A 23,167-nucleotide genomic window follows, 5' to 3' on the forward strand; every position below is an offset into this window, starting at 1 on the left:
GGTGCATAGGTGCATAGGTGCATAGGTGCATAGGTGCATAGGTGCATAGGTGCATGAGTGCATGGGTGTAGACATTGCATGGTGTAGCAACTACTACTAGTAGTGCATGCATGGTGTGTGTATGCATGTGCATCTAGTAGTGCAGTACCAGTAGTGCATGCATGCTATCTATGGGTAGGGGTGCAGCCTACGTCATAGTGGTAGGGGTGTTACTACCGCAGGGGTACGCAGGGGCCGCATATGAGGGAGCGCGCATAGGGGCCTCATATGAAGGGCCCTACCATATGCGCGATTGGCGCGGCGCTTCGTGGCGGAAGTTCGGATTGGCACCCTTGCGCGAGTTGCAGCCCCGGTGCGCCGGAGCAAGGTTGCCCGGTTCCTCCGCTAGGTGGGGTGCCACGGCGATCGGTACCCGGTGATCTAGCGTCCAGCCCATGCGGTCATTCACCGGCAGGGTGGTGTCTATCAGACGCCCGCAGATGTGACACACGGGCGGTAGCTCTTTCCTCGCCCATGCCACTAGCCGTCGCCACCGCCGGCCATCACGTCCCTTCATAGGGTCACCTCCCATAGCAAGGTCACGCATCCATATGACCTTGTAAAGTGCCATCCCGTATATATGGGTCGCATATATGACGCAGGTGATATGGGTGAAAGATCATGCCAATAAGGCCCGATATCACTTGTATATACGGGTAGGCAATGGGACTATTGAGTCATAAGGCAATAGGGATAGCGGAAACGAAGATCGCACCCGATACGCGGATTCCACCTCTAGTTGCAAGATTCTTCTCAACTCCACAGTTGAAACCGTTCCCCACAGTCGCCGACTGTGAGGTGACTAAAAGACTGTGGGTAACGGGTTACCGACATAGCCAATGGCGCGCGTCATGCACGCGCGTTGTTGAGATTGCCGGTAATGAATCACTCATCCCTATGGAGTCCCAAGGGGTTGGACGTCATGACTGACGCCGAGTTTGAACAGGCCATGGCTGAGGCTCGCGAACATGTCCGCCGTACCTCATTCCCCGCGCCGCGCTCCGAAGAAGAGCGGGAGTACGCGCCCCACGGCCACGCCGAGTACGGCGAAGCCCGCCACTGAAAGGACAAGATCATGGCGCACAACGTCATCGCTGGCACTGTCACCCGTCGGGCCCGCAGTGAGCGGCGCACCCCGCATTGGCTGCGGGCCGTATACGCCGTAGTCGCCGGGTTCGTCGTCATCGTCGCACTCGCGCTGATCTTCACGCCGGCGAGCGGCACAGACACCCTTCCCGCTTGTGAGTGGGAGGACGGATCCGGCACTCCCGACGCCCCGTGTTTCTGGGATGCAGACACCCGTGGCAACCACACCGGCCGCGACGTCCTCCACTACAACGGCCAGACGTTCGTAGAGGCTAAGTGATCACCGTGCGACGCATTCAGGTCCACAAGTCCACCCGCAAGCCCCGCGAGCCGCAGGACATTGACACTCGCACTCCCAGCGGCAAGCGACTCCCGTACTGAGGTGAGCAATCATGACGTACCGTCCGATGATTGACGCCAACCTGACTGACGTCTCAGCGGAGTTTGCGGCGGTGTTCTACGAATCGCAGGCCGCGCGCCGTGACTACTCCGAGGCATTCAAGTCCGACCCGTTCGCATGCATCGTGTGGAGTCTGGCTTCCTACTTCGAATCCACTCAGCGCGTTGTGAACCGAATCGCCAGGAAGGGTGAACGGCCGTGACGACGATGATCGACAGGTGGCATGACGCGTATCACGCAGAAGCGCCCGACTACGTGAACTGCCCTTACTGCCAGGATGAGTTGGAACTCACCGCACCGGCTCTCCCTCTCCCAACTGTCACTGTCGACGCGGAAGTTGAGTGGGGTGAGTGGCAGGAAGCGACGTTCGATCCTGACACCCCGCCGATTGATCGGCTCGAAGATCTAGAGGTTTGAGAGTAGCCATTGACTCCCGTACTAGCGACGGGAGTTGGTGAGATCTCTCAAGCACCAATCAAGGAACCAACCATGGACATCATCGCTGGAATCGGCGCGCTGTTCGTTCTCATCGCAGTGTTCCGACGGGGGCCCCGTATCCGCGACATCTTCCGACGGAAGTGAACCACCATGATTCCCGTCAACCCCAGTGACAGCACCCGCCGCCGCTACGTCCGCAACATAGTCAAGGTCTACCGACAGGCTACGGAAGATCAGGAAGCGCGCGGCAAGTCCTGGTATCGGACTGCACATCAGCTTGCCGACATGATGAGCGGCGGGAACGTGATCGCCGGCGCCGGGGTCATCGCGGCACTCTCGGCGAACAAAGCGTGGGACATGAACCGCCGGTTGGCTCACGACGCGTTCGCGGGCAGGGTCCACGGCCACACCGGTGACGCACTCGGGAAAGTCGTCAAGATCATGTCGGGTGTCGACCCTGCGGAAGTGCTGCCCATGGGCATCAAAACCGGGAACTTCTACCGCTGCATCCTTGACCCCGATGACGCAGAGGCCGTGTGCGTCGACAGGCACGCCCATGACATCGCGTACGGCTCCCCGCAGGGGAACCGCGACCGGGGTCTCTCATCCAAGGGGCGGTACGCGGCACTGTCACTCGCCTACCGCAATGCCGCCGCAATCCTCGGAGTGCTCCCCAGTCAGGTTCAGGCCGTGACGTGGGTGGTGTGGACGGAATCGCTGGCCGGTGTGAAGCGTCGGCCGACTCTCGAAAGGTACAGCCATGACCAGTAACACAGTGCTCTACGCCGCGCGTGTCTGCCATGACCCCGGAGACGAATTCGGATGGGTACAGGGGTGGCGGTCCGCTATTGCGGACTACCTGACTCACGAGTGGGGAGAGTCGGCCCCCGGATTCCGCCCGTCCCCGATGGGTCCACACGAGGAAGCTTACGAGTATGAGGAACTGCGGGGAATCCTCGCAGAGCCTGAAGAGCTGCGCTACGCGCTCCGCATTCTCGACAGGTACCGCGAATGGCTCTGCGTTGCAGGAAGGGACTACTGATCATGTCTGAACTGCCCAACGGTTACACAGTGGTTGAGTCGGCCGGGGCGCGCAGCAACGGAACTCAGCTGATCGCGCAGTTGGTCCGCGATAGCTCCGGCGCCTCATGGGCGGTCCGGGTTGTGTGGCCTACCGCCGACGACTGGGCGTTCTGCGCGAGCGAACGCGACGCGCGCGACTACTACTCAGACGTCCTGGAATGGGAGTGAAGACCATGTCCTCTGCCCCCTGCGCGTGCCGAGACTGTTTCGACGCGTCAACGACTGATGACAACGGCTATCCAATGCTGTGCCTGCTGTGCGACGGAGCGGGATGCGTTGTCTTCACGTCGTATCCGCTCGCACCCTCGTACACATTCGACTGCCAGCGTTCTGACGCGTATGGCCAGGAAGTGATTCGTGACTAACGCGTGGGCCCCAACAGTGAGTTGGGGCCTAGGCGCAGCATCACGAACCAACCGAGCAAGGAAAGGTGACGTCATGTCACGCGAAACTCTCGAATGGCTCTCCAACAACACCCTGATCGGGTTCACCGACAAGCGGGGGCACGCTTGGCACCATCGTGCCGGAGACGACAACACATACGCCGGTGCCATTCCCGTCGAAGATGTCCATAAGCGGCTTTTCGACTGGGAGGCCGTCAAGGTGTCGGCAACGTACGAGTGGGGAGGGGAGAGGATCAAGGCGCAACGGTCCCCGTGGGTTCGTTCCGACACGGGCGCCGAACTGGGTGCTTTCAAGGATGGATACCAGGGTCACCAGTACGGGGTGTGGCTGCTGGACAACGTCGCCACCATCCTGGATGACACCCTCCAAGTCGGTTCGGCCGGTCTGCTCCGGGGCGGCGCCGTTGCCTGGGTGTCCGTGGAGGTACCCGAGAATGTCGTCACCCCCGAGGGCGTGACGTTCCGCCCAAGTCTCATGGCACGTACGTCGTTTGACGGTTCGATCGCAACGACGTATGGACGGCACATCACAAACGTCGTGTGCGACAACACCATGGCCGTAGCGGCCGGAGAGCACGGCGGACAGATCTACAAGGTCAAGTCCACCCGCAACAGTCTCGACCGCATCCCCGAGGTTCGTGACGCACTCGGCATCGTCTACAGCATGGCGGACGACTTCCAAGCGGAGGTACGCCGGCTCACCGCCGTCAAGGTCGATGACGGCACGTGGGAGCGCATCGTGGCTGACATGGTCCCCATGCCCGAGGGCCCGGCGACGACGAAGGGTGAAAAGGCGACCGCCACCCGCGCCACGGCGAAGCGCGACGTCATGATGCGACTGTGGCGCCACGACGAACGCGTCGCCCCGTGGGCAGGCACCGCATTCGGTGCGTGGCAGGCGTTCAACACGTACGGCCAGCATGAGGGGCAGGTGCGTGGGGTGTCCCGGCAGGAACGCAACATGCTCAACACCGTGAACGGCACCATCGAATCGGAAGACGCTGCCACGGTTCGCCGCATCCTGGAGCGCGTGTGATGAGCGAGCAACTCACCGCGTACACAGTCGTATTGGACTGGGACTCATCACGTGGCATGGCGGATGCGGTCGCGTTCCGGGTGTGGGCAACCGACCCGATGGACGCACGGGTAAAGGCAGATGAGGCCGCGTCCTCTGAGTACGGAGAGGACGCCGATTGCCTGTACGGCGTGATGATCTTTGAGGGTCACCCCGCCGCCTGCCGTGACTAACGCGAGTGCCCCAACGCTGAGTTGGGGCATTGGCGCAGCATCACGGCCACTCTAAGGAGATATGACGATGACTCAGAAGGAACCCCGAATCGACGTAGTGGTTGACCGCGACCCGGACGGCCCGAACAACGTCACGGTCTACGTCGCCGGCGAACTCTACTCGGGCGCGCACGTGCACCACATCGATCCCGGTGCGGGCGGCGCAGACGATGAGTGGTTCGCCACCGTCACGGCCCATGCCGATGACGTGCCCGTGAGGGTGCGTCAGTCAATCGACGAAACCGCAAGCGACTACCGATAGGGGTATGTCATGTCAACCGTCATGCGTGAGGCGGAACTTATCCGCATCGTCGCCGTATACGAGTGCGACGTATGCGGGCGAGAGTACGCGCTCAACGAAGGAGAGGACTACACGGGGATTCCCGAGCAAGGGTTCATGCACCGTTGCGACGAAGAGGAGTGATCAACCATGGGGTTCAACCTGATGGACGGTCCGTTTACGCCGTCCGGCAATCCGGCAAGTGCTGTGTTCCCCGAACGGCTCGACTATGACGACGCATGGCAGGCGATTTGGGAACTCCCCGAACCTGAGTACATGCTCGGCGTCAACGGCTCCGGGGAACCCGTCACGCTGGACGTGACGAAGGATTCGCCGCACATGATGATGTCTGCCATGAGCGGCGCCGGTAAATCGGTCGTCGCCCGCGCGATCGCATCACAGGCACTCGTCAAGGGTGCCACTGTCGCGTTCTGCGACATCAAGGTCATCAGCCACCTGTGGGCTAACGGCCTCCCCGGGGTCAACGCCTACGCCGAAGAGATCCATGACGTTGCCAACATCCTGGTCTCTGCGGGTGCCATCATCCGGCAGCGCAACAAGAAGATCAAGGCGTTCCCCGGCGATCCGATGGACGCGCTGCACGACGAACCCCGCATCATCATCGTGGTGGAAGAGATCAATTCCACCATGGAAGAGCTGAGGGAGTACGAGAGGGGACTCCCCTCGACGGGGGTCTACAAGCCGACGCGAGCATTCGGCGACATCATGAACATGGGCCGCGCGGCCAAGGTTCACGTCGTCGCCGTCGGGCAGTACGTTGACGCCACTGTCATCCCCAAGCGTTGGCGAGAGTCGTTCGGCGTCAAGGGACTGATCAAGCACTCAAAGGACACGTGGCAAATGCTGGCATGGCAGGCGGGTTACCCGCAGCCCGCGCCGCAGCACCCCGGGCGAGGGTTCGTCGTCAACGGCGAACGGGCGGTCATGACGCAATTCCTGTACATGACAGAGGAGGAGTGCGCCATGGTGGTTCGCTCCCTCCGCCCGGAAGCCGAACGCGCCGGCGTCCGCGCCGCCGTCCGTGAGCTGCGGCGGTCGGCGGCGCAGCGACGTGAACTGCGAGCGCTTGAAGGGGGTCGGTGATCATGGGGGCGGAGGAGTATCCGTTGCCGTACCTCACCGGGGGCGAATCGTCCCCGGAGTGCCTTGACGCAGGGTTGACCTGTTCGATCGATCCGCGAACGGGGGCATGCACAGAGTGCGGGAACCCCGAGGACACCGGAGTCTGAACATACGAAAGCCCCGGCACCCATCACAAGGGTGACCGGGGCTTTCTGCTGTCCGGGGCCGGTCAAGGCGCCCCGCCCCCGGGCGAGGGTCGGGGGCGCAGATGAGGCGGCGGGACCACGAGTGAAGCCCCGGCACCCTGGGGGATGTCCGGGGCTTTCGTGTGTCCGGGGGTGCTCGGGGGTTCGTCGCCGGGCGAGCAAGCGTCGTCGTCCGGGGGAGCGTCGCCCGGGGCGGGAGCGATCATGCGCAGGGGTCGTGATCCATGGGAGGCACGTGATCATGTGCCGGCGTCATGATCAGCCGGCCTCGAAGGTGATCATGCATCGCATTCATGATCAACTTATAGGCTGTTAATTTCAAGATCGTTTTCACAAGGATTCTTGATTCAAGATCAACTCGATCAAGATCAAAGTCGGAAATGGATCTTGAAGCCGGACCACGGGGGCCGGACCGCGGACCGCGGGGGCCGGACCGCGGGGGGGTGGACCGCGAGGGGTGCAAGGCCGGACCGTGGGGGGCGAGGCCGGGCCGCGGGGTGCGAGGCCCTGGCGCCGGACCGCGGGCCCGGACCGGGGGCGGGGCCGCCGCGAGGGCACAGCTCCGCCACGAATCCATAGTGAACTTTTTATTCACTATCGGTCAATACGTGTGATTCAAGAATTTTTCGCCGGACCTTGCGGGGGCCTGTCGGACCCGCGCGGTGGCAGCTCCAAGATGTCCCACATGACTCGCCGACCAGCCCCGCCGATCTTGTGGCGCGTGATCCGGCCCTCGCGTGCCCAGCGATACAGCGTGTCCCGGTCGCGGCCGATGTAGACCGCGGCGGCCTCGGTGTCGACCAGGCGCGGGTGCACGTCGGCGGATCTGTCGGTCTGAAGGGCGCGGATGTGCGCCATGAGTGCCGGCGTCTCGGTGAACCAGTCGCTGAACTCGTTGAGGCGGGCATCCGAGAACTGCTCATGCCGCTCGCGGAGATCCCCCACCTCGATCGCCAGCCACTCGCCGCCGGGAACCTCCTCGGCGTTGGCGTCGGCGATCCGGATGCGGCAGCAGAACCGGTAGTAGCTGATGGTGTTCACTCGCGGCAGTCCCCGGAAGAGTCCCAGTCGAGACTGAAGTCCTCGACGCGGAAGGACTGAGTGGTGGAGGCGTCGTATCCCTCGTGGACGCTCTTGGGCACATGGAGCGTGTCGAGGCACATGCACACCTCGTCGAGTCGCTCGATGGCCTCGCGAAGGATCTGTGCCTCGCCGGGGAGGAGCCGGCCTTCTTCTGCTCGGGCGACGAGATTGAGTAGCGATTGTTTGTTCTGCATTCTCACTCCGAAAGCGCAAAATTTTCCGGCTTCGGGAACTTCGGGGGTTCGCGACCCCCTCCCCGCAAGTTTTTCTGACGGGCGCAAAATTTCCGGGCGCGCGGAACTTTTGGGGTGAGGTCGCCCCCTCCCCGCAAATTTTGTAAACTCTTTGGATCCCGCCTGAGGGGTGTTGAAGCATGAAGTACCGAACCCTCTGGATAGTCCGGCACGTGATGCCCGACGATCGCCTGGCGACCGCCCGGGTCGACACCGACCCCGAAGAGGCCCTGATCACGCTGTCCCTGCGGTACGGGTACACCCACCGCGCCCTCGTCCGACAGATGGCCATCTTCAGCAGCGCGTTCGCGGAGGCCGGCCCCTTCGAGCTGGATCCCGGCCATGTGATGCAGCGCCCAGAGCTTCAGGCCTGGGTCGAGCGGACGGATCGACGCTTCACGGACGACGAACCGATGCGCATGCACTTCGGCGGCCGTGGCCCGTGGTTCTTCGAGATCTTGGTGCGCGACGACCTGATCGACGAGGCCGTGGTTCGCGAGCTGAACGCCGACGTGATGCCCAAGGCCTGCGGGCTTCTCGTTCCGGCCCGGATGGCGGCGTTATAGAGGGTGGCTCATCAGGCGTTGAGGCCATCAGGGCGGCGTAAGCGGACTATCTTCGAGTCCATGAGTAGCTTCAGCCCCGGTGCATCCCTGAGCAAGCTGCTGTTCGGTCGTGCAATGGGGTGCGGGTACCCGGATTGTGCAGAGCCGTTGGTCGAGGAAGACCGGGGACTACTGAACATCAACGTGGAGGTAGCCCACATTCGTGCTGAGAAGCAAGGAGGGCCTCGCTACGACCCGAGCTTCTCTGACGTCAACGGTGAGCCGAACTTGATGCTTCTGTGCCACAAGCACCACAAGCGAGTGGACACCCACCCGGCTGCCTACCCCACCGAAGAACTGCTGGCCTGGAAGGAGCGCCAGGTCCTCCAAGGGCGGGGTGGTGGTGGGTTGAGCGCCAACCAGCTCGACCGAGTTGTCGCAGCGTTCTCGACACCGGCGGCAGAGGTGGAAGCGGTTGGCATCCTCAGAGCCGGAGGGCAGAACGTCGTGTCCAGGATCCAGGGCCTGGCGCAGCTTAAGCCGATCAATGCCGAGGTCGAGGCGCGGTATCTCGGTGTGCGCGTCACCAACGTGGGGGCGATCGGCTTCGGGGTGGACGGGGTCGGCTACGAATTTGATGTCAGGGGCGAGGCGCCTTTGGCCCTCAACTTCCCGCCCTGGCATGTCCTCCACCGTCCGTCCCGCCGGTTGGAGCCTCAGGAGAACTCGGTCTGGATCATCGACGTGGACTCACTCATCCTCGGCATCGAGGACATGCTGCCGAGGACGAAGCCATGGGTCCCTGTGCGTTTTAGGGCAACCTGTCACCTGGGGTCCGGAAGCTCCGTCCCTGGCTCATGGATCTCCGCTGTACACCTGCCGATCTGGAAAGAACACGTCACCCAGGACCGGCTCGAAACTCTGGCGGAGAGAGCGGTGGAGGCACGAGCGCGGATGGAGACGACAGCGTAGCGACCACTCTGCTCTCATCCACGCTTCCCCTTCTCGTACAGCGCGACCCACTCCGACATCGGGTAGGTCTCCCCGCATGGCGGCGTCTCCGGTGTGCCGACGCATCGCACGTCGCTGGAGTGGTCCCATGCCACCGACAGCCCGCCCCCGCAGTTGCCGCACACGGTGTTGCCGAACATGGCGTCGGACGCCGTCACTCTCAGCGCTGCCTTCGCCTGCCGTACCCATTTGTCGGTGAGCTTGAGGGTGTCCCGGGCGAGGTCGGGGCGGGCCTCGGCGAACTGCTGGACCTGGTAGGGGAGGCCTTCGAAGACGGCCTTCAGGGGGTTGGAGAGCCAGGTCCGGTCCCTGCCGGCTTCGATGAAGATGCGGTCGAGGGACATGTAGGCGTCGCAGGTGATCTCGTCGAGAGTGAAGAAGCCTGCCATGTCGCCCGGTGGCCGGCCCGCGGTCTTGACGCGGGGTGCTCCGCGTTCCGCCTTCGGGTTCCGGTCGGTATCCCTGTTCTGCTGGAACTCCCGGAGCTGCTCCAGGAGGCTGGACCTCCGTATCAGGCGTGTGCGCGTCTCTTCCCTGGAGGGGCAGTCGCACCCGGGGCCGCCGCTGCATGTTTCCTTGTCGTGGTACTTGACGGGGATCTTGTACTCGACCCGTTCCCGGTACCCGTCCCCGAGCGCATCGCAGTTCTGTCGGAGCCGTTCGAGAAGCGCCTCGGTCACTCGGTATCACCCTCATTATTGAATTGTTCCTGGATCTTCTCCAGGAGTGCTTTCTCGCTCTTGAACGACGCCATCGTCAGGCGTTCCGCGGTGTTGCGGGCGTGAGTGCCGGTCACGAGAACCCCGGCTATTTTTGCGTGGTTGTGTTCGTAGTGGATCGACAGGCTCACCATGCCGTTATCGGCTGTGTCCACACGGAGATAGACCCTGAGGTTTTCCTCGTCGCTCAAAGGAATTCTCGCTGTTCAATTTTCACGGGCATTCAGGGTCGTGGATCGCCCAGACCCAGGTGCTCCCGAGCTGGACGCCGACGTAGACCTCGTCGCTGCCGATGTAGGCGTTGCAGACGTCGCACCGCGGGGGGCGTTCCGTGATCTGGCGGGGCCGGGCCGTCCTGCGGTGTCCGCGGGCGGCAGCCCTCTCCGCGCGGGACGGCTTCAGGAGCGTGGTCTGGGGGACCGATCCGTTGATGGCCTCCCAGGCCGCCTGCGCCTCCGGGGGTAGGTCAGAACGGGGGTGCGTCGCAGGTCCGGCAGGAGACGACGTCGGCACCCCGGATTCGAGGGCAGCTGGCTGGTGGCGTCCATCCCTGCGCTCGCCAGGCATCGCAGGGACTGACGGAGGGCCCTGCTCGACCTCCGTGAACTTCACGGCGTCCATGGCGTGCGCCCCGCAGCCGTGCTCGGCCAGTACCTTCCGGCGGCCGTTCGCGACTTCCTGGAGTCCTGCGGCGTCGAAGGCCGGGACGGGGGAGACGTGGGAGCGGTGCAGAAGCTTCTGGGGCCGCCCGGCTGCCTCGACGAGGTCGAAGAGGCGTCGCCCGCCCATGAGGGCGGCGATGTAGGCGTCGCGGCCGGCGACGGCGACGTCTGCGGCGGCCCGGATGCCGGACGAGTGGGCGAGGTAGACGTACGCCCCGCAGCGGTTGCAGGTGGCCAGCTTGATCGGGGTGTCGATGAGGTGGTCAGGCATCCCGGCCCCAAGCTGTACTCACTGGCGATTTACCGCCCCAGATGGTGGTCCCGGTCTCCGTGTCCAGACGGGGCACCAAACCGGCTTCTTCGCACTCCGCCTCAGCGAGACAGCGGCGTTCCGGGCCGAAGGGCCCGACGCGGTGACGGTCTCCGGCTGTTGTGCCCCCGAAGGTGAGGTGGCAGGCCGGACAGTGCTGCGGCCTCTTGCCCGGCCAGGCGGTGCCGCAGGGTATGCACTTCGTGATCATCATGCGCTGCTCAGCTTCCAGGCGATGACGGCCCTGCTGTCGATCGTCCAGTCGTCCAGGAGAACGAACCCGGCGGCGGGGGCGATCATCTTCACCCGGCCATTGAGGTGGTCACCGCTCTTGAGGATGACGGTGACGTTGTCACCGACGTCGACAGCGTCGGCGAGGGCCGTCCAGGCGTTGGTGTTCATGACGCTTCCTCCGTGCTGTCGGGTTCGCCGCCCATGAGTTCGGTGACGAGCGCTTCGTAGCGAGCCTTGAGGACGGCCAGCTCCTGCTGGGCGTCCCGGATCTTCTGCTCGCGGTGTTCGATCTGGTGGTGGATCCGCCGGGCCTCCCGCGCCTTCATGGCGCGGTCTTCTGGAGTCAGCGACATGACTGCCTTTCTTGGTCAACTTTGGGGGGAGCGTTAGCGACCCCCAGTTGCGGAGCAACGGCGCACGCATCCGCCGCATGCGGACACCCGGATGCGGACACCCGCGTGCGCCGCGGGCGCGTGCGAGTACAGCCCTAGCTGTCGTCCGTCAAGCCGCCGATTCGACGCTGGCCGAGCGAGGTCGCCTTCCAGCTGGACCCCTGCCGGGCGACGCATCCCTTCACCAGGAGCTGGCCGAGGGCTTCGCGGACGGTGGCCTTGTCGGCGTCGCCGGAGGTCCTGGAGTTGATCATCTGTTCGGTGGCTCCGGCGGCGGCGAAGGCGACGACGATGTTGAGGACGGTGTGCTCCACGGCCGGCAGCGGCGGCAGATCCTCGGCTCGCTGCTGGTACCACTGCCGCCGGGGCTTGACGGCGAGGGCGAGACCGGGGCCGGCGGTGCCGAGTTCCACCTTCATCTCGGGCGCTTCGGCGAGGTCTTTCTGGGCCCGGGTGTGGACGGTGACGGTGTAGGTGTCCTTATCGGCTTCGACTTCGAATTCAGCATCCAGGGCGCCGAGAATCGCAGTTGATCCCCGCGCACGCCCCGCAGACGCCCCGGAGTGGTGTACCAGAGCCACACATGCTCCGGTGACCTCTTTGAGGACGTCGAGCGCAGCGACGACCATTCCCATTTCGCTGGCTGAATTCTCTTCAAGACCCACAGTGCAACGGGCCTGGGTGTCGAGGACGACGAATTTGTAGTCGCCCCGTTTGGCAGTGCGGATGAGGGCCGACACATCTTTCCGGTCTCCTAGCTGGACGGGATTCGGATAGAAATGCACGCCGGTCATGGGCCGCTTGTTCTGCATTTCCCATGCCCTTACTCGGCGTTTTATCCCTCGCACTCCTTCGGCGACGATGTAAAGCACATTGGATTGCTCTGTCCTTTTCCCCTGCCAGGGAATTCCGGCCCCCACGCATCCGGCCATGTCGAGCATGACGAACGACTTGTAGGATTTCGGCGGCCCGTAGAGCCGGGCGATGCTCTCCTTGACGAGGAAGCCCTCGATGAGGGGTTCGGCTTCTTCGAGCTGGTCGAGGTCGGAAGTGTCGAGGAGGGCGAGGTTGTCGCCGGCTTCGGCGGCCTTGTAGAGAGCTTCCTTCTCCCGGCGGGCGATCTCGTCGGCGGCTTTGGTCTTGGCGGTGGCGTCCCGGATGAAGTCCTCGGCCCGGCGGTCGACGGCGCTGCGGGCCTCGCCGTCGGCTGTCGCCTGCACCTGGTACGACCGGTCGAAGGCCTCGTGGTCGTCGCCGGGGAGCATGGCCCTGACCCTGTCGGGGTCGCCCAGCATGAGGGCGTAGGAGGCGGCGATCGACGGGTAGAGGTTGTAGGCCGGCGGTGGGTTAGTCGCAGCGGGTGCAGTAGCCGTCGTCGAGCTGGGGGCGGTGGAAGCGTCGTCGGAGCCATCCCCGGAGGGTTGCGAAAAGACCGGCGTCGTCATCGTTCCCCTGTTCAGTTGTGGTGTCGCAGCACTGCGCGCACGGGCAGCAGAAGAGCTGTCCCTTGTAGTTCTCGTAGACGATGCCGGTGGAGCCGCAGCCGACGCAGGCATGACCGGGGCAGTCGCCGGTCTGTCCGCACCATCGGCAGGTGACGGCGGTGTCGTGCATGAGGGTCTTCCTCGTATTCGGTTGTTCCGGCGAAAGGCGTCGGGTGCGCTCCTCGGCCGGTCGCAGCGACGACCAGGCGGCGTGCAAAGTGCCCCCGGTCCGGGTGACGGCTGGGCCTGTTGATGATCAAGAACAGGACAGCTCCCGGCCGCTGCGCGCCGCCCGGGGTTGTCGTAAGTGATCAAGGACAGTGTTCACATGCGGCAGGGAGGCGCTCAAGGGGGCAGAGGGTGAGGTGAACGGCTGACGCTCAGAGGACTCCAGCCGCCGACGGGGGAGTATCACGAACGGCCGGATGTAACCTTTCGTGTCGATCGCAGTGAATACGGTCACGGATTGTTGATGTTCGACGTGGCGGCAACGCCTTCCGTCTGGAGAACCCGTGACACGCTTCCGTACCGCTTTCGCCCTGCTCGGCTCGGCCGCGGCCCTCACCGCCGGCGCCGTCGTCCCCGTCCAGGTGGCCGGCGCCCCGCCCGCCGCCGCGGCCGACTTCCAGTGGGTCGCGCTGGGCGACTCCTTCACCGCCGGCGTCATCCCGGCCGCCGGCGATGTCTTCGAGATCCCTCGCGACGGCTGCGAGCGCACCGACCGCTCCTACCCCCAGGTCATCGACCGCGACCTCGGCTCCCTGTTCGACCTGACCAACGTCAGTTGCGGCGCCGCCACCATCGAGAACGTCACCGAGATGGCCCAGGAGCCGATCGGCCGCCACCTTCCGCCCCTCGTCGAGGACCCCGACTACCCCTTCCCCGCCGTCCCGCCCCAGTCCGCCGCGGTCGGTCCCAACACCGACGTGATCACCGTCGGCGTGGGCGGCAACACCCTCGGCTTCGGCAAACTCCTCACCGAGTGCCCCCGGCTCGGCTCCGACACCGGCGGTGTCGGCACCCCCTGCAAGGACGCCCTGGCCGCCACCATCCCCGCCAAGCTCAACGAGGTGGGCCAGGACTACGACCGGATGCTCGCCGTCCTCCACGAGCGCGCCCCCCACGCCAAGATCCTCACCGTCGGCTACCCCACCATCATCCCCGCCGACACCTCCAAGTGCCGCTACGACGACCCCACCCAGTTCGGCTCCATCACCGCCGGCGACCTCGACTGGCTGCGCAAGGGCGTCCTCGAACCCCTCAACAAGGTCATCGAGAAGTCCACCGGCACCCAGGACTCCGCCACCTTCGTCAACCTCTACGACTCCTCGAAGGCTCACAGCGTTTGCGACGACGGCAAGTGGGTCGAAGGCTTCCTCACCCTCCCCGACCAGCTCTCCTTCGTCCACCCCAACGCCAAGGGCCACCGCAACGCCGCCGACCACATCACGGCGGCGATGCTCAACACCCTCGGCTGACCTTCCCGCCCAGGAAGCGCCGACACTCCTGCGAACAGCGGGCCTCCGGCAGGCGCCGGTGGCCCGCTCAGCGTTCCAGGAAACCGGCAGCCAGATCCGAGGGGCAACCTCTAGTTACTTCCGTCCCCGGGGTCGATGAGGTCGGCGGCGATGCATCCGTCGTCGCCGTGGACGCCGCAGTCCCACATGACGCGGCGTTCGTCCTCGTCGTCTTCCTGGGGCGGGCAGGTGCAGCCGCAGCACCCGTCGGGGTCCTGGCAGCAGGGTGCGGTGTCGGTGCACTGGCAGTGGACGTCGGCATGGTCGCTGCCGTCCCGCCAGCAGGGGCCGCAGGGTCGGTCAGGGTCGTCGTCGTTCGTCATGCTCGGCGGGTCATCCTTCCCGCAGTCCTGGTCATGCGATCGCCACGAGAGCGACGGCGGCGATTATGACGATGGCGGCCATAGCGGCGGCACCGAACAGGAGGAACCACTTGTCGTCGGTCATCCGGTCAGTTCCTTGCGGGTGTTGCGGCACAGGACACCGTAGATGTGGCCTCGCCGTTGGTGGTCGAGATTGCAGGCGCCGGCGCGCATGTTGGGCCCCCAGGTGCAGGGAGACAGCTCGACAGCGTGGGTGGCGCAGCGCGCCATCCCGTAGGCGAAGTACTCCGCGGGCTCGCCGCACCACTCTCTGCCGAGGGAGTCCGTGGCGCAGCCCCACGTGATGGTCCCGCCGTCAGTCGAGAGCATCGAAGAACGCCTCCTTCGCCCAGCGAAGCCAGATCTTCAGTCGCGTCCACCGCGACTCCTCCTTGAACGTTCGGGCTGGCTTGACCTCTCCGCGCCGGAGCTGGGCGAGGGATTCGGTGAGGCCGGGGTAGTTGCCGCAGCCCTCGGGGTCGTCCTGCTCGGCCAGCGAAGGCAGGACGGGGCCGCCGACGCGTCCGGCGAGGACGTCTTCCTCGAACTTCTTCAGGTTGGCGTCGATGTCGTCGTAGTGGCCGTGGCAGGTGTCGCAGGTCTTGTCGCAGGCAAAGCCGTGCTTGTGGGGCTCCCGGTAGTTGCAGCCGTCGGTGTCGGTGTCGGCGTCGCAGCGCGCGGGCAGTTTCCGGGTCGGCCGGTCGGGCGAGCCGAGGGCCGCGGTGAGGGCCTGCGCCTCGTCGGCCGTCAGGGGCTCCTTCGCGGCGGGCCTGACGACCGGGTCGCCCCCGTCGTGGTCGATGCACAGCCCGTACTGGGCGCAGGCGTCGCAGGTCGCCGGATCGTCGCCGCCCAGCTCGGTGCCGTCGAGGTACCGGCTGTAGTCGCCGCGGTCCACCGTTTCCCCGCGCCGCGCCTGCTCCAGCCCCTTGCGCAGCAGGCTGTCGAGGTCGACGGGCTGGCCGTCGGCGTTCCAGGCGCCCACGACTCGGTACATGCCGGTGTCGGTGCGGCCGCGGGGGAGGAGGCCGTGGTACGGGCAGTGGGGGTTGTCGGTGTAGGTGACGGTGGTGGCGACGCAGGGGATGCCGGGCTCGATGCGGCACAGGCAGCCGCCGACGCCGTGGGGGATGGTCATCCGGCGTCCTCCCACGGGTGGGTGCCGTTGATGCTGAGGACGTCGCGGTCGCACTGGATGTCCAGCTCGACGGTATCGGCTTCGGTGGCGGCGACAATCTTCCGGTATCCGCCGATCCATCGGGAGATGTCGACGGTCCCGCCCTCTGGCGTGACGACCTCCACGAGGTCGTCGGTGGCGACGCGAAGCCCCCAGTTCCCCTGCTGCTCTCCTCGGGGAGTGATGGTCAGGAGCTGGGGGCTGTCGAGCAGTGTCAGCGTGCAGGTGTAGAGGGCGCCGACGGCGGCGCCGACGTGCCAGGCGGTGACGAAGTGGGATACGTCCACCCCGCCGAGGATGATCTTCGATGCTCGGTGTACCTGCTTGGCCATCACGGCTCCCTGTTCAGTTGTCGGTGTCATTCGTCATCGGTCGGACTCCCTCGCCCAGATCCAGGGCCCGAAAGTGATGGACCAGCCGAGGCGGTCGTGGTCGATACCGATCCCCCAGAAGCCGTCGATGCGGTGTCGCTTCCAGGGCCCAGCCACTAGGTGTCCCTCGGCTGCGCGAGGAGGCGGAGCGCTGCGATCAGCTCGCGCTCGCGCTCCTGGACGACGGTGTCGGCGAAGGCGACGAGGGCGGCGACGGGGTCGGGGTAGGGGCCCATGTTGTAGTCGCTGTCGCGGTCGGGGTCGAACCAGGCGGCGAGCTGGTTGACGACCTTCTCGGCGGCCTGGCGGACGGGGTCGGTGGTGTCAGGCATGGTCGCTATCCCCTCCGTGGTGAGCCATGACGTGCTCGATGACGCAGGCCGCGCACGCGTCGCAGGAGACGGCTTCCAGCGGTGCCTTGATGCCGAGGAGCTTCTTGCCGCAGAGCGAGTACACCTCGGTCCCCTCCCGCGGCCAGCAGATCCGGCATGCGTAGTGCGCCGGTATCTCGGACAGGTCGTCGGGAACGACGACGGCTTCGTCGGCGGTGGCGGTGTCAGTCCCCATCGCCGGCCTCCAGTTCCTCGACCAGGCAGGCCGTCTCGAACGCGAAGTAGTCGTCTTCGGAAGCGAGGTCGGACTCCCAGGCGGTGGTGATGTAGCCGTTGGGCCCAGCGACGTGGTACTGGTCGACGGTCGGGTACTCGGCGGTGGTGAAAGGGCCGGAGAGGATCTTCAGACGGTTGTCGTCGTAGTAGACGACATCGCCTTCTTTGAAGGGGCCGCTCATGGGTTGTTCCTCAACTTCCTGATTTCCTGGTCGAGTTCGCGTTCCTCTTCTTCGGTCGGGCCCTCGGGCCGGCCCCAGACGCGGAGGTTCTCGGCCTCGTCGGCGCACCGGTAGCAGAAGCCGGTGCGCAGGAAGAGGACACCGAAGGGGAGGCGCAGGCCGAGGGTGCGCCAGTGGTACTCGTCCTCGCCGCGGTAGAAGAGCTGCCATCGTTCGGCGAGGCCGTCGGCCGACCACCAGAAGAACGGTCGCCAGTTCATCGCTAGTCCTTCATGATCCAGGCCCGTGTCTCGGCGATCCGGCAGGCAGTGCAGACGTTCACGAGGACTAGGCCGGTGTCGGTGACGTCGAAGGTGCCGTCGCCGTACGGCTCGAAGCACAGGGCGCACACGTCCGGCAGGGTCATCGGGCTGCCCATCAGCCCTCCCTCCTTACCCACACCAGGTAGCTGACCTCGTCCTCGACGTAGTCCTGCATCTCGGATTCGAGCACCCGCATGACCTTCCCGCCGCTGACCAGGTACTCGTCGCCGGCGGCGATGCTGAGGGCGGAGATGCCGATGTCGCGGTAGGCCTGCTCGCGGACCTGCCTCCACTTCTCCTGCTTCGGGAGTTCGCAGTCGCAGTCACACATCACGACACCTCCGGGTCGATGAGGTCGGCTCCGTCGTACGGCTCCGCGCCGGGGTGGAAGGGGTGCGCCCGGATCTGCTCGGCGAGTTCGTGAGCGTGGGCGTCGACCATCTCGGTGGCGAGGCGGCGGAAGGCGCCGGGCTCGTTCTCGACGCCATAGCAGGCCCAGCCGTTGTGCAGGGCGGTGATCAGCTCTTCTCGGGCGGTCACAGGTCGGCCCCGACCGGCTTCCAGCCGTCGTTCTTCCACTCGTAGTCGTGGAACAGGTACCAGAGGTCGACGCCCCTCGTGGTCGGTGTGCAGGCCACGGTCAGCCGGCCGAACGCCACCGGCCGGCCGCCTCCGTCCTTCTCGACGACCGTGCACTCGAACCGCTCCGTGACGTCGGCGGCCTGGGCGCGGATGCTCCAGCCGACGAACCGCGTGTACGTCTTCCCTGGCTCGAAGAACGTCGGCTTCGGGTGGCGGACGTCCAGGATGAAGCGGGTGACGTCCCGGCCGGCGATGGTCAGCTCCCGGGACTCATCGTTGTGCAACTCCTGCACGACGCCGTCAACGACGAGGACGGTGCCGGTGGCGGGGACGAGGATGCCGGGCTCGGCGGGGACGGGGATGCACTTGACCGCGCCGAGGGCGCAGTAGTAGTTCTCGTCGTGCTCCGGCCTGTGGCTGCTGTTCCCAGGCAGCTGAGGATTGGCCTGCATGCGGCGGTTCATCGGACTTCCTCCCAGCCGTCGAGGCTGCTCACGGTGACCCAGATTGCCCCCGACATCAGCGAGTCCTGGAGGCCGAACGCTGTCTTCCCGCCCGCGGGGTTGTCCTTCACGGTGTCCACCTTGAAGGTGCAGCGACGGCCGAACTGGTCCTTGGTCTTCGCCCAGAGGTACGTCTTGCCCTCCTCGAAGAAGGGCGCCCGCGGCTCCTCCGCTTCGAGCGTCCACTTCCACAGCCGGCCGCCCGGTTGCAGCCGCTCCTTCACGTAGCGGGCTGCCGCCTTGTGCACGACCCCGTCGGCGACGACGTAGGTGCCGGTGTTGGGGACGCCGACTGTGCCGGCGACGAGGGCGAGGACGCGGCCTTTGAGGGTGAGGGCGTCGGTTCCGTGGGCGGGCAGGGCACTGACGGCGTTGGTGAGGTTCGGCACAGGCTTCTCCTCGATGGGGATGCAGGCGGGGCTGCTGGAGCAGAATTCGTTCTCGTCGTGCTCGGGTTGGTGGTGGCCCGGGGACCATGTGGGGTTGGCTTGCATGCGGCGGGTCATGCGCACCTCCTGGATTCGCTGGTGTGCTTGGTGATGGCGGGGCCGATGGTGTGCCACATGTCGCGGGGGACGTCGAAGGACCAGCCGCACGGGCAGACGACCCGGTAGCGCCATCCGCTCAGGGCCCGGTATCCCCGGCAGGTGACCTTCACGCTGCGGCCTGCTTCAAGACCAGGAGGACGTCCTCGACGGTCCGCCCCTGATCGTCGTTCCATACGCCGACGTCGGTACGTCCGAGGATGTCGATCACACGCTGCACGGCCCGGTTGGCCTCCTCCATGACACCGTCCCGCCAGATCGTGACCTCCTCACTGCGGGAGTCACCGGTGGCGGCACGGCCGATCGCGCCCATCAGGCAGACCGCCCCGCTCTCGGGGTCTCCGTCGTCGGTCTCGCCCTGGTACCAGCCGTCGCGGCGGATGATGTCGCCGGCGGAGACGAGGATCTCCTCGGGGGTCACGACTCGATCGCCTTCTTCAGGACCAGCTTGACGTCCTCGACGGTGCGCTCGGGGGCGTCGTTCCAGAGGTAGGGAGACATGAAGGCGCAGCCGGTTTCCCTGCCAATGACTTCCCCGAGAGTTCGCCATGCCGCGAATCCAGGGTGCTGCGCTTGCATGAGCCAGTGGAGACTGTCGGGACAGGCAGCGATGACGGCCCCTTCGAGGCAGACACGTCCATCGGCCTTCCTCAGGGTCCCCTGGCACCAGCCGCGCGTTTCGAGGATGTCGTAGGCGTCTTCGAGGATCTTCTTCGCTTCAGACTGCATGGCTGATTCCCATCGCGGGTTAGGGTTCGAAGGTGAGAGTGGAACTGCGCCGCGAGTCGTACGCGGTCTCGTACGGGGCGCTGGAGTGGCTGATAGTCGCCGAGTGCCTGGAGGACTGGGGCCTGTGCGACGGGACCTGGCCGTTCGAACGCGACAGCGAGCGCGAGGCGGTCGCCACCTGGGCCCGGGCCGTCTACTCCGCGGCGATCTCAGACCGGCAGAAGTTCACGCTGCCCATGCCGCGAGACTGGACGACGTGGCTGTGGCGGGTCCTTTCCGAGGCCGCCCGGCGGGACGATCAGTTCCCGTGGACGATGACCCCTTCGCTGACCGGGCAGATCAAGGCGCAGAACCGGCGCTAGCCGATCGACTCGACGCCGCAGGCGACCAAGTCGCGTGCCATGTTGCACGGCACCGCGTTCCCCGCCATCCGGACCCGATCCCGCTTCGAGCCCTGCCAGCGGTAGGTGCCCGGGAACGCCATCGCGGCGGCGTACTCCTCGGCCTGGAGCATCCGGAAGCCGCAGTCCTCGACGGCCGGCGAAGCCTCCGGCACCACCAGGCCGTGGTGGTTCCCCGAGGCGCACACCGTGGCGAGAGGGTCCGACACGGGCCGGTGCTTCGAGCCGCCACCCCGCAGCTCGGCGACGAACGGCGGCACGACCACCCCGGTCGTCTCCCGGGTCGTCACCGTGCGGCACGGCTGGTCGGTCAGGTAGGCGGTGTCGTTCCAGGTGCCCCCGGCGGGGACCAGGAGCCCGGTCTCGTTCCTGCCGGTACAGGTACGCATCGGCCGGTCGACGCCGAACGGCTGCTTGCCGTCGCGGCCCTCCACCGGCACCAGCGCCGTCCCGTACTTCTCCAGGCCCGAGCGGATCCGGGCCATGGTCTTCTCGGCGAGCGGCCGGACGCGGTCCCCGATCCTCGGGGCCGGGATCGTCCAGTCGATGATGTCGGCGGCGGCGCCCACCGACGGCTTCACCTCGACCCCGCACCGCGGGCAGCAGTACACGTACTGCCGTCCGTACTTCCCGGCGGTGTTCCCGTTCTTCCACGTCTGCCGGGCGTCGACCGGCCCGCAGTCCGAGCAGACGGCCCGCGGTGACGTCCACCGCTCGACGTCCGGGCAGCGGGTGCCCTTCGGGTGGAACAGGCAGAACCAGCGGTCGCGCCACTGCGGGGTCGCCGCACCGAGCTGGCCGGCGAAGGCGGCGTTGAGGAAGACCTCGTGCAGGCAGTAGCCGAGATCCTCCAGGCTGATCTTCCAGGCCCGGAAGCCCACCCACTTCCGGACCTCGATCACGTTCTCCACGAAGCCGAACCGGTAACGGTGGATCTCCGCGAACCGCTGGACGTCCCACATCGTCGCCCTGCTGCGCTCGGCGGCGACGTCCTCCGGGTCGGCCTTCACACCGCGCGCGACGGAGTGCTTCGTGCAGCTCGGGCTCGCCCAGATCAGGTCGGTCTTCGCGTACCGGCGCGGGTCGACCTGGGAGATGTCCGCGCAGTCGTGGTCGGCGTCGGGGTGGTTCAGGTTGTGGGTGTCGACGGCGAGCGGCCAGTGGTTGGCGGCCATCTTCACGGCGACGCCTTCAGCTTGGGTCGCTCCGGTGGAACTGCCCCCGCCTCCACAAAACAGATCCAGAAGGCTCAGGGTCATTTCGCACCCCGCCTCTTGGCCTGGTAGCGATCCCTGCAACTCTTCCGGTCGCATTCGGCGCAGTACCGGCGACCGTCCGGCCGCCTGCGAACGTTCAGAGGGTCCGTCCAGTCGTGGCCTTCGCGCTGGCATGCGGTCTGCCGCTGCCCAACGCGACGCTGGTTCTCCTGGTGGGTGACGGGTTCCAGGTGTCCGGGGTTCACGCACGGCGGGTTGGTGCAGAGATGATCCAGTTCCAGCCCTGGCGGTATCGCTCCGGCGAGGGCTTCATAGGTCACCCGGTGGGCGCACCGGTCGCGGCCGTCAACGCGGAGGTAGCCGTAGCCGGCGCCGTTCCGCCAGCCCTGCCATTCCCAGCAGCCCGTTTCGGTGACCTCGACGCGGCTCGACACGCGAGACGGCAGGTCGGTGAGGGTGTAACTCACGGTGATGCCTCTATTCGGTTGTCTGTTCAGTTATTTCGTCAACTATTCCTGCGCTGCGTGGGGTAGTTGACGGAGTTAGCCTGTTCGTGAAGGGGGATGGCGCTCCATGAGAGGGAGCAACGTCATGCCGATGGACGTCAGAGGAAATTGGGGCCTAGTCCAAAGCAATGGGGCCACCGTCACCTTTTCCGGTGTGACTCAAGATCCTGACTCGGGATACTTCCAGGGACAGGCAAAGGTCGGAACCAGCCTCCCCGTAGGCATCGAGGGTGTCGCCACGGATGACGAAATCTCGTTCAAGGTGAAGAGCGGAATCTACTTCGGGTCCTTCAACTTTCAGGGCTGGCTCTGGGGCTTCACCGTCGACGGCCAGAACGGCACCAGTCAGGCCACGTGGTTCGCAACCAAGCAGTTCAGCTCAATCTGAACCGTCAGTCCCAGAAGGAGCCGAACTTCTCGGCGAGGCGGTGCATGGCGGCGACGGCGTCGGTGTAGGCGGCGGCGTCCTCGTCGTACGTCGCCTTCGGGTCGCCGTCGCTGTACCGGCGGAGCGGGCCCGACACGGAGTCGAGGTAGGCGTTCCACTCCTCCTCGGTCATGTCGATCGGATGCCCGTACTTCACCTCCTTCAGGTAGTCGGCGGCGTTGGCGATGACGCCGGCGATGTACGTGTCGAAGCTCCAGGCGTCGCGGAAGCTGAAGCCGCGCCGGTGTCGCTGCCAGGCGCACAGCGGCGCCCACCGCCAGTTCCATGCCCGGCCCGCGTGCCTCTTGAGCGACATCCAGCGGGACCGCCACGGATGCTCGCGGTGCCACTGCTCGGCCTCGGCCAGGAGCCGGTCGAGGGTGCTCTGCTTGGTCATGGGACCTCCGGGTCGATGAGGTCGGCGGCGAACCGCACGTACCGGTCGATGCCGGGTCCGGTGTAGGTCGCCCGGATCTTCTCGGCCAGCTCGTGGGCGATGTGCTTCTCGAAGCGCTCGACCTCGGCGAGGGCCTCGGCGCGGGTGCACATGACGGCGAAGGAGCGGATCAGGTCGGCGAGGCGTTCGCGGTCAGACGTCGCCGCGAAGTAGCCGCCCTCGGGCGTCAGGCTGGTCATGTGGTGCTCCATACAGGTGGCGGTGTCTGCCACGCGGTTGACGCATGGCGTGGTGCGACACAAGTGCGACTGGAGGGGGTAGGCCTGGTGGCGTTCACCCGGTAGACGACCAGGCGAAGGAGT

General features: G+C 65.8%; 47 protein-coding genes. 16 read left to right on the forward strand and 31 right to left on the reverse strand.

What is annotated here, in order from left to right; translation table 11 throughout:
- Positions 1-277: 277 nt before the first annotated feature.
- Positions 278-610 carry an HNH endonuclease gene (locus IE321_RS43165; RefSeq protein WP_373316617.1) on the reverse strand — a complete coding sequence of 111 codons (333 nt, stop codon included), beginning with the start codon at positions 608-610 and terminating at the stop codon, positions 278-280.
- A gap of 351 nt (positions 611-961) precedes the next feature.
- Between IE321_RS43165 and IE321_RS11520 the strand changes: the two genes are divergently transcribed.
- The 11 genes from IE321_RS11520 to IE321_RS11570 all read left to right on the forward strand — a co-directional run bounded on the left by IE321_RS11520 (position 962) and on the right by IE321_RS11570 (position 6,121).
- Complete coding sequence (locus tag IE321_RS11520) at positions 962-1,102, forward strand: hypothetical protein (RefSeq protein ID WP_190222746.1); 141 nt, start codon at positions 962-964, stop codon at positions 1,100-1,102.
- Positions 1,103-1,114: 12 nt separating this feature from the next.
- Complete coding sequence (locus IE321_RS11525; RefSeq protein WP_190222747.1) at positions 1,115-1,405, forward strand: hypothetical protein; 291 nt, start codon at positions 1,115-1,117, stop codon at positions 1,403-1,405.
- Between the two features lie 112 nt (positions 1,406-1,517).
- The gene (locus tag IE321_RS11530) at positions 1,518-1,727 is read left to right on the forward strand and encodes a hypothetical protein (RefSeq protein ID WP_190222748.1); all 210 of its coding nucleotides are present in this window, start codon (positions 1,518-1,520) and stop codon (positions 1,725-1,727) included.
- Positions 1,724-1,942 (forward strand): hypothetical protein, encoded by a 219-nt coding sequence (locus tag IE321_RS11535; protein ID WP_190222749.1) that lies wholly within the window; start codon positions 1,724-1,726, stop codon positions 1,940-1,942. Before IE321_RS11530 ends, IE321_RS11535 begins: the two co-directional genes overlap by 4 nt.
- 171 nt (positions 1,943-2,113) lie before the next feature.
- Positions 2,114-2,734: a DUF7178 family protein gene (locus IE321_RS11540; protein ID WP_190222750.1), complete on the forward strand. Its 621-nt coding sequence runs from the start codon at positions 2,114-2,116 to the stop codon at positions 2,732-2,734.
- 273 nt (positions 2,735-3,007) lie between these two features.
- Positions 3,008-3,214: a hypothetical protein gene (locus IE321_RS11545; RefSeq protein WP_190222751.1), complete on the forward strand. Its 207-nt coding sequence runs from the start codon at positions 3,008-3,010 to the stop codon at positions 3,212-3,214.
- A gap of 270 nt (positions 3,215-3,484) precedes the next feature.
- Complete coding sequence (locus IE321_RS11550; protein ID WP_190222752.1) at positions 3,485-4,486, forward strand: DUF932 domain-containing protein; 1,002 nt, start codon at positions 3,485-3,487, stop codon at positions 4,484-4,486.
- Positions 4,486-4,698 carry a hypothetical protein gene (locus tag IE321_RS11555; protein ID WP_190222753.1) on the forward strand — a complete coding sequence of 71 codons (213 nt, stop codon included), beginning with the start codon at positions 4,486-4,488 and terminating at the stop codon, positions 4,696-4,698. The genes IE321_RS11550 and IE321_RS11555 overlap by 1 nt, the downstream gene beginning before the upstream one ends.
- Positions 4,699-4,765: 67 nt before the next feature.
- Complete coding sequence (locus IE321_RS11560) at positions 4,766-4,999, forward strand: hypothetical protein (protein ID WP_190222754.1); 234 nt, start codon at positions 4,766-4,768, stop codon at positions 4,997-4,999.
- A 9-nt stretch (positions 5,000-5,008) separates the two neighbouring features.
- Complete coding sequence (locus tag IE321_RS11565; protein WP_190222755.1) at positions 5,009-5,161, forward strand: hypothetical protein; 153 nt, start codon at positions 5,009-5,011, stop codon at positions 5,159-5,161.
- A gap of 6 nt (positions 5,162-5,167) precedes the next feature.
- The gene (locus tag IE321_RS11570; protein WP_190222756.1) at positions 5,168-6,121 is read left to right on the forward strand and encodes a hypothetical protein; all 954 of its coding nucleotides are present in this window, start codon (positions 5,168-5,170) and stop codon (positions 6,119-6,121) included.
- A gap of 800 nt (positions 6,122-6,921) precedes the next feature.
- On the opposite strand, the gene IE321_RS11575 is transcribed toward IE321_RS11570, so the two are convergent.
- Both IE321_RS11575 and IE321_RS11580 read right to left on the reverse strand, forming a co-directional pair.
- Positions 6,922-7,347 carry a helix-turn-helix transcriptional regulator gene (locus IE321_RS11575; protein ID WP_190222757.1) on the reverse strand — a complete coding sequence of 142 codons (426 nt, stop codon included), beginning with the start codon at positions 7,345-7,347 and terminating at the stop codon, positions 6,922-6,924.
- On the reverse strand, positions 7,344-7,583 hold the full coding sequence (locus tag IE321_RS11580) for a hypothetical protein (protein WP_190222758.1): 240 nt from the start codon (positions 7,581-7,583) through the stop codon (positions 7,344-7,346). The genes IE321_RS11575 and IE321_RS11580 overlap by 4 nt, the downstream gene beginning before the upstream one ends.
- A 179-nt stretch (positions 7,584-7,762) precedes the next feature.
- Here IE321_RS11580 and IE321_RS11585 point away from each other — a divergent pair, with 179 nt between their 5' ends.
- Positions 7,763-8,188, forward strand: coding sequence for a hypothetical protein (locus IE321_RS11585; protein WP_190222759.1), 426 nt, complete (start codon positions 7,763-7,765; stop codon positions 8,186-8,188).
- A gap of 60 nt (positions 8,189-8,248) precedes the next feature.
- A complete protein-coding gene (locus IE321_RS11590) occupies positions 8,249-9,139 on the forward strand; it encodes an HNH endonuclease signature motif containing protein (RefSeq protein ID WP_190222760.1) in 891 nt (296 codons plus the stop codon).
- A gap of 14 nt (positions 9,140-9,153) precedes the next feature.
- Here IE321_RS11590 and IE321_RS11595 read toward each other — a convergent pair whose 3' ends face one another.
- The 8 genes from IE321_RS11595 to IE321_RS11625 form a co-directional block, all read right to left on the reverse strand.
- Positions 9,154-9,858, reverse strand: a complete 705-nt coding sequence (locus tag IE321_RS11595; protein WP_190222761.1) for a hypothetical protein — start codon at positions 9,856-9,858, stop codon at positions 9,154-9,156.
- The gene (locus IE321_RS11600) at positions 9,855-10,088 is read right to left on the reverse strand and encodes a hypothetical protein (protein ID WP_190222762.1); all 234 of its coding nucleotides are present in this window, start codon (positions 10,086-10,088) and stop codon (positions 9,855-9,857) included. The genes IE321_RS11595 and IE321_RS11600 overlap by 4 nt, the downstream gene beginning before the upstream one ends.
- Before the next feature lie 22 nt (positions 10,089-10,110).
- Positions 10,111-10,830 (reverse strand): hypothetical protein, encoded by a 720-nt coding sequence (locus IE321_RS11605; protein ID WP_190222763.1) that lies wholly within the window; start codon positions 10,828-10,830, stop codon positions 10,111-10,113.
- Positions 10,823-11,083: an FDXHR family putative zinc-binding protein gene (locus tag IE321_RS43325; RefSeq protein WP_444545385.1), complete on the reverse strand. Its 261-nt coding sequence runs from the start codon at positions 11,081-11,083 to the stop codon at positions 10,823-10,825. Before IE321_RS43325 ends, IE321_RS11605 begins: the two co-directional genes overlap by 8 nt.
- A complete protein-coding gene (locus tag IE321_RS11610) occupies positions 11,080-11,271 on the reverse strand; it encodes a hypothetical protein (RefSeq protein ID WP_190222764.1) in 192 nt (63 codons plus the stop codon). Before IE321_RS11610 ends, IE321_RS43325 begins: the two co-directional genes overlap by 4 nt.
- Complete coding sequence (locus IE321_RS11615; RefSeq protein ID WP_190222765.1) at positions 11,268-11,456, reverse strand: hypothetical protein; 189 nt, start codon at positions 11,454-11,456, stop codon at positions 11,268-11,270. The genes IE321_RS11610 and IE321_RS11615 overlap by 4 nt, the downstream gene beginning before the upstream one ends.
- 134 nt (positions 11,457-11,590) lie before the next feature.
- Positions 11,591-12,760, reverse strand: a complete 1,170-nt coding sequence (locus IE321_RS11620; RefSeq protein WP_190222766.1) for an AAA family ATPase — start codon at positions 12,758-12,760, stop codon at positions 11,591-11,593.
- Between the two features lie 82 nt (positions 12,761-12,842).
- Complete coding sequence (locus IE321_RS11625; protein ID WP_190222767.1) at positions 12,843-13,109, reverse strand: hypothetical protein; 267 nt, start codon at positions 13,107-13,109, stop codon at positions 12,843-12,845.
- A gap of 382 nt (positions 13,110-13,491) precedes the next feature.
- Here IE321_RS11625 and IE321_RS11630 point away from each other — a divergent pair, with 382 nt between their 5' ends.
- On the forward strand, positions 13,492-14,457 hold the full coding sequence (locus IE321_RS11630; protein ID WP_190222768.1) for an SGNH/GDSL hydrolase family protein: 966 nt from the start codon (positions 13,492-13,494) through the stop codon (positions 14,455-14,457).
- 110 nt (positions 14,458-14,567) lie between these two features.
- Here IE321_RS11630 and IE321_RS11635 read toward each other — a convergent pair whose 3' ends face one another.
- From IE321_RS11635 to IE321_RS11710, 16 genes are all read right to left on the reverse strand, one after another.
- The gene (locus IE321_RS11635; RefSeq protein WP_190222769.1) at positions 14,568-14,819 is read right to left on the reverse strand and encodes a hypothetical protein; all 252 of its coding nucleotides are present in this window, start codon (positions 14,817-14,819) and stop codon (positions 14,568-14,570) included.
- Between the two features lie 120 nt (positions 14,820-14,939).
- Entirely contained in the window at positions 14,940-15,188 is a 249-nt protein-coding gene (locus tag IE321_RS11640; RefSeq protein WP_190222770.1) for a hypothetical protein, read from the reverse strand.
- A complete protein-coding gene (locus IE321_RS11645; RefSeq protein WP_190222771.1) occupies positions 15,175-15,996 on the reverse strand; it encodes a hypothetical protein in 822 nt (273 codons plus the stop codon). Before IE321_RS11645 ends, IE321_RS11640 begins: the two co-directional genes overlap by 14 nt.
- Positions 15,993-16,367, reverse strand: coding sequence for a hypothetical protein (locus IE321_RS11650; protein ID WP_190222772.1), 375 nt, complete (start codon positions 16,365-16,367; stop codon positions 15,993-15,995). The genes IE321_RS11645 and IE321_RS11650 overlap by 4 nt, the downstream gene beginning before the upstream one ends.
- 155 nt (positions 16,368-16,522) lie before the next feature.
- On the reverse strand, positions 16,523-16,738 hold the full coding sequence (locus tag IE321_RS11655) for a hypothetical protein (protein ID WP_190222773.1): 216 nt from the start codon (positions 16,736-16,738) through the stop codon (positions 16,523-16,525).
- Positions 16,731-16,973 carry a hypothetical protein gene (locus tag IE321_RS11660; protein ID WP_190222774.1) on the reverse strand — a complete coding sequence of 81 codons (243 nt, stop codon included), beginning with the start codon at positions 16,971-16,973 and terminating at the stop codon, positions 16,731-16,733. Before IE321_RS11660 ends, IE321_RS11655 begins: the two co-directional genes overlap by 8 nt.
- Positions 16,963-17,196 (reverse strand): hypothetical protein, encoded by a 234-nt coding sequence (locus IE321_RS11665; protein ID WP_190222775.1) that lies wholly within the window; start codon positions 17,194-17,196, stop codon positions 16,963-16,965. The genes IE321_RS11660 and IE321_RS11665 overlap by 11 nt, the downstream gene beginning before the upstream one ends.
- Positions 17,193-17,456, reverse strand: coding sequence for a hypothetical protein (locus tag IE321_RS11670; RefSeq protein ID WP_190222776.1), 264 nt, complete (start codon positions 17,454-17,456; stop codon positions 17,193-17,195). Before IE321_RS11670 ends, IE321_RS11665 begins: the two co-directional genes overlap by 4 nt.
- Positions 17,457-17,458: 2 nt before the next feature.
- A complete protein-coding gene (locus tag IE321_RS11675; RefSeq protein ID WP_190222777.1) occupies positions 17,459-17,614 on the reverse strand; it encodes a hypothetical protein in 156 nt (51 codons plus the stop codon).
- Entirely contained in the window at positions 17,614-17,829 is a 216-nt protein-coding gene (locus IE321_RS11680; RefSeq protein WP_190222778.1) for a hypothetical protein, read from the reverse strand. The genes IE321_RS11675 and IE321_RS11680 overlap by 1 nt, the downstream gene beginning before the upstream one ends.
- Entirely contained in the window at positions 17,829-18,038 is a 210-nt protein-coding gene (locus IE321_RS11685) for a hypothetical protein (RefSeq protein WP_190222779.1), read from the reverse strand. The genes IE321_RS11680 and IE321_RS11685 overlap by 1 nt, the downstream gene beginning before the upstream one ends.
- On the reverse strand, positions 18,035-18,544 hold the full coding sequence (locus IE321_RS11690; RefSeq protein WP_190222780.1) for a hypothetical protein: 510 nt from the start codon (positions 18,542-18,544) through the stop codon (positions 18,035-18,037). Before IE321_RS11690 ends, IE321_RS11685 begins: the two co-directional genes overlap by 4 nt.
- Positions 18,541-19,089: a hypothetical protein gene (locus tag IE321_RS11695; protein WP_190222781.1), complete on the reverse strand. Its 549-nt coding sequence runs from the start codon at positions 19,087-19,089 to the stop codon at positions 18,541-18,543. The genes IE321_RS11690 and IE321_RS11695 overlap by 4 nt, the downstream gene beginning before the upstream one ends.
- Entirely contained in the window at positions 19,086-19,241 is a 156-nt protein-coding gene (locus IE321_RS11700; protein ID WP_190222782.1) for a hypothetical protein, read from the reverse strand. The genes IE321_RS11695 and IE321_RS11700 overlap by 4 nt, the downstream gene beginning before the upstream one ends.
- Positions 19,238-19,549 (reverse strand): DUF6197 family protein, encoded by a 312-nt coding sequence (locus tag IE321_RS11705; protein WP_190222783.1) that lies wholly within the window; start codon positions 19,547-19,549, stop codon positions 19,238-19,240. The genes IE321_RS11700 and IE321_RS11705 overlap by 4 nt, the downstream gene beginning before the upstream one ends.
- Complete coding sequence (locus tag IE321_RS11710; protein ID WP_190222784.1) at positions 19,546-19,857, reverse strand: DUF6197 family protein; 312 nt, start codon at positions 19,855-19,857, stop codon at positions 19,546-19,548. Before IE321_RS11710 ends, IE321_RS11705 begins: the two co-directional genes overlap by 4 nt.
- Before the next feature lie 32 nt (positions 19,858-19,889).
- Between IE321_RS11710 and IE321_RS11715 the strand changes: the two genes are divergently transcribed.
- Positions 19,890-20,219, forward strand: a complete 330-nt coding sequence (locus IE321_RS11715; protein WP_190222785.1) for a hypothetical protein — start codon at positions 19,890-19,892, stop codon at positions 20,217-20,219.
- Here IE321_RS11715 and IE321_RS11720 read toward each other — a convergent pair.
- Both IE321_RS11720 and IE321_RS11725 read right to left on the reverse strand, forming a co-directional pair.
- The gene (locus IE321_RS11720; protein WP_373316619.1) at positions 20,216-21,571 is read right to left on the reverse strand and encodes a DNA cytosine methyltransferase; all 1,356 of its coding nucleotides are present in this window, start codon (positions 21,569-21,571) and stop codon (positions 20,216-20,218) included. The genes IE321_RS11715 and IE321_RS11720 overlap by 4 nt on opposite strands.
- A complete protein-coding gene (locus IE321_RS11725) occupies positions 21,514-21,942 on the reverse strand; it encodes an HNH endonuclease signature motif containing protein (RefSeq protein ID WP_190222787.1) in 429 nt (142 codons plus the stop codon). Before IE321_RS11725 ends, IE321_RS11720 begins: the two co-directional genes overlap by 58 nt.
- Before the next feature lie 124 nt (positions 21,943-22,066).
- Between IE321_RS11725 and IE321_RS11730 the strand changes: the two genes are divergently transcribed.
- A complete protein-coding gene (locus IE321_RS11730; RefSeq protein ID WP_190222788.1) occupies positions 22,067-22,369 on the forward strand; it encodes a hypothetical protein in 303 nt (100 codons plus the stop codon).
- Positions 22,370-22,373: 4 nt separating this feature from the next.
- Here IE321_RS11730 and IE321_RS11735 read toward each other — a convergent pair whose 3' ends face one another.
- Positions 22,374-22,805, reverse strand: coding sequence for a hypothetical protein (locus IE321_RS11735; protein ID WP_190222789.1), 432 nt, complete (start codon positions 22,803-22,805; stop codon positions 22,374-22,376).
- Positions 22,802-23,044, reverse strand: coding sequence for a hypothetical protein (locus tag IE321_RS11740; RefSeq protein WP_190222790.1), 243 nt, complete (start codon positions 23,042-23,044; stop codon positions 22,802-22,804). The genes IE321_RS11735 and IE321_RS11740 overlap by 4 nt, the downstream gene beginning before the upstream one ends.
- Between the last annotated feature and the right edge of the window lie 123 nt (positions 23,045-23,167).

This window comes from Streptomyces hydrogenans (assembly GCF_014656075.1).
GTDB classification, from domain to species: Bacteria; Actinomycetota; Actinomycetes; order Streptomycetales; family Streptomycetaceae; genus Streptomyces; species Streptomyces hydrogenans.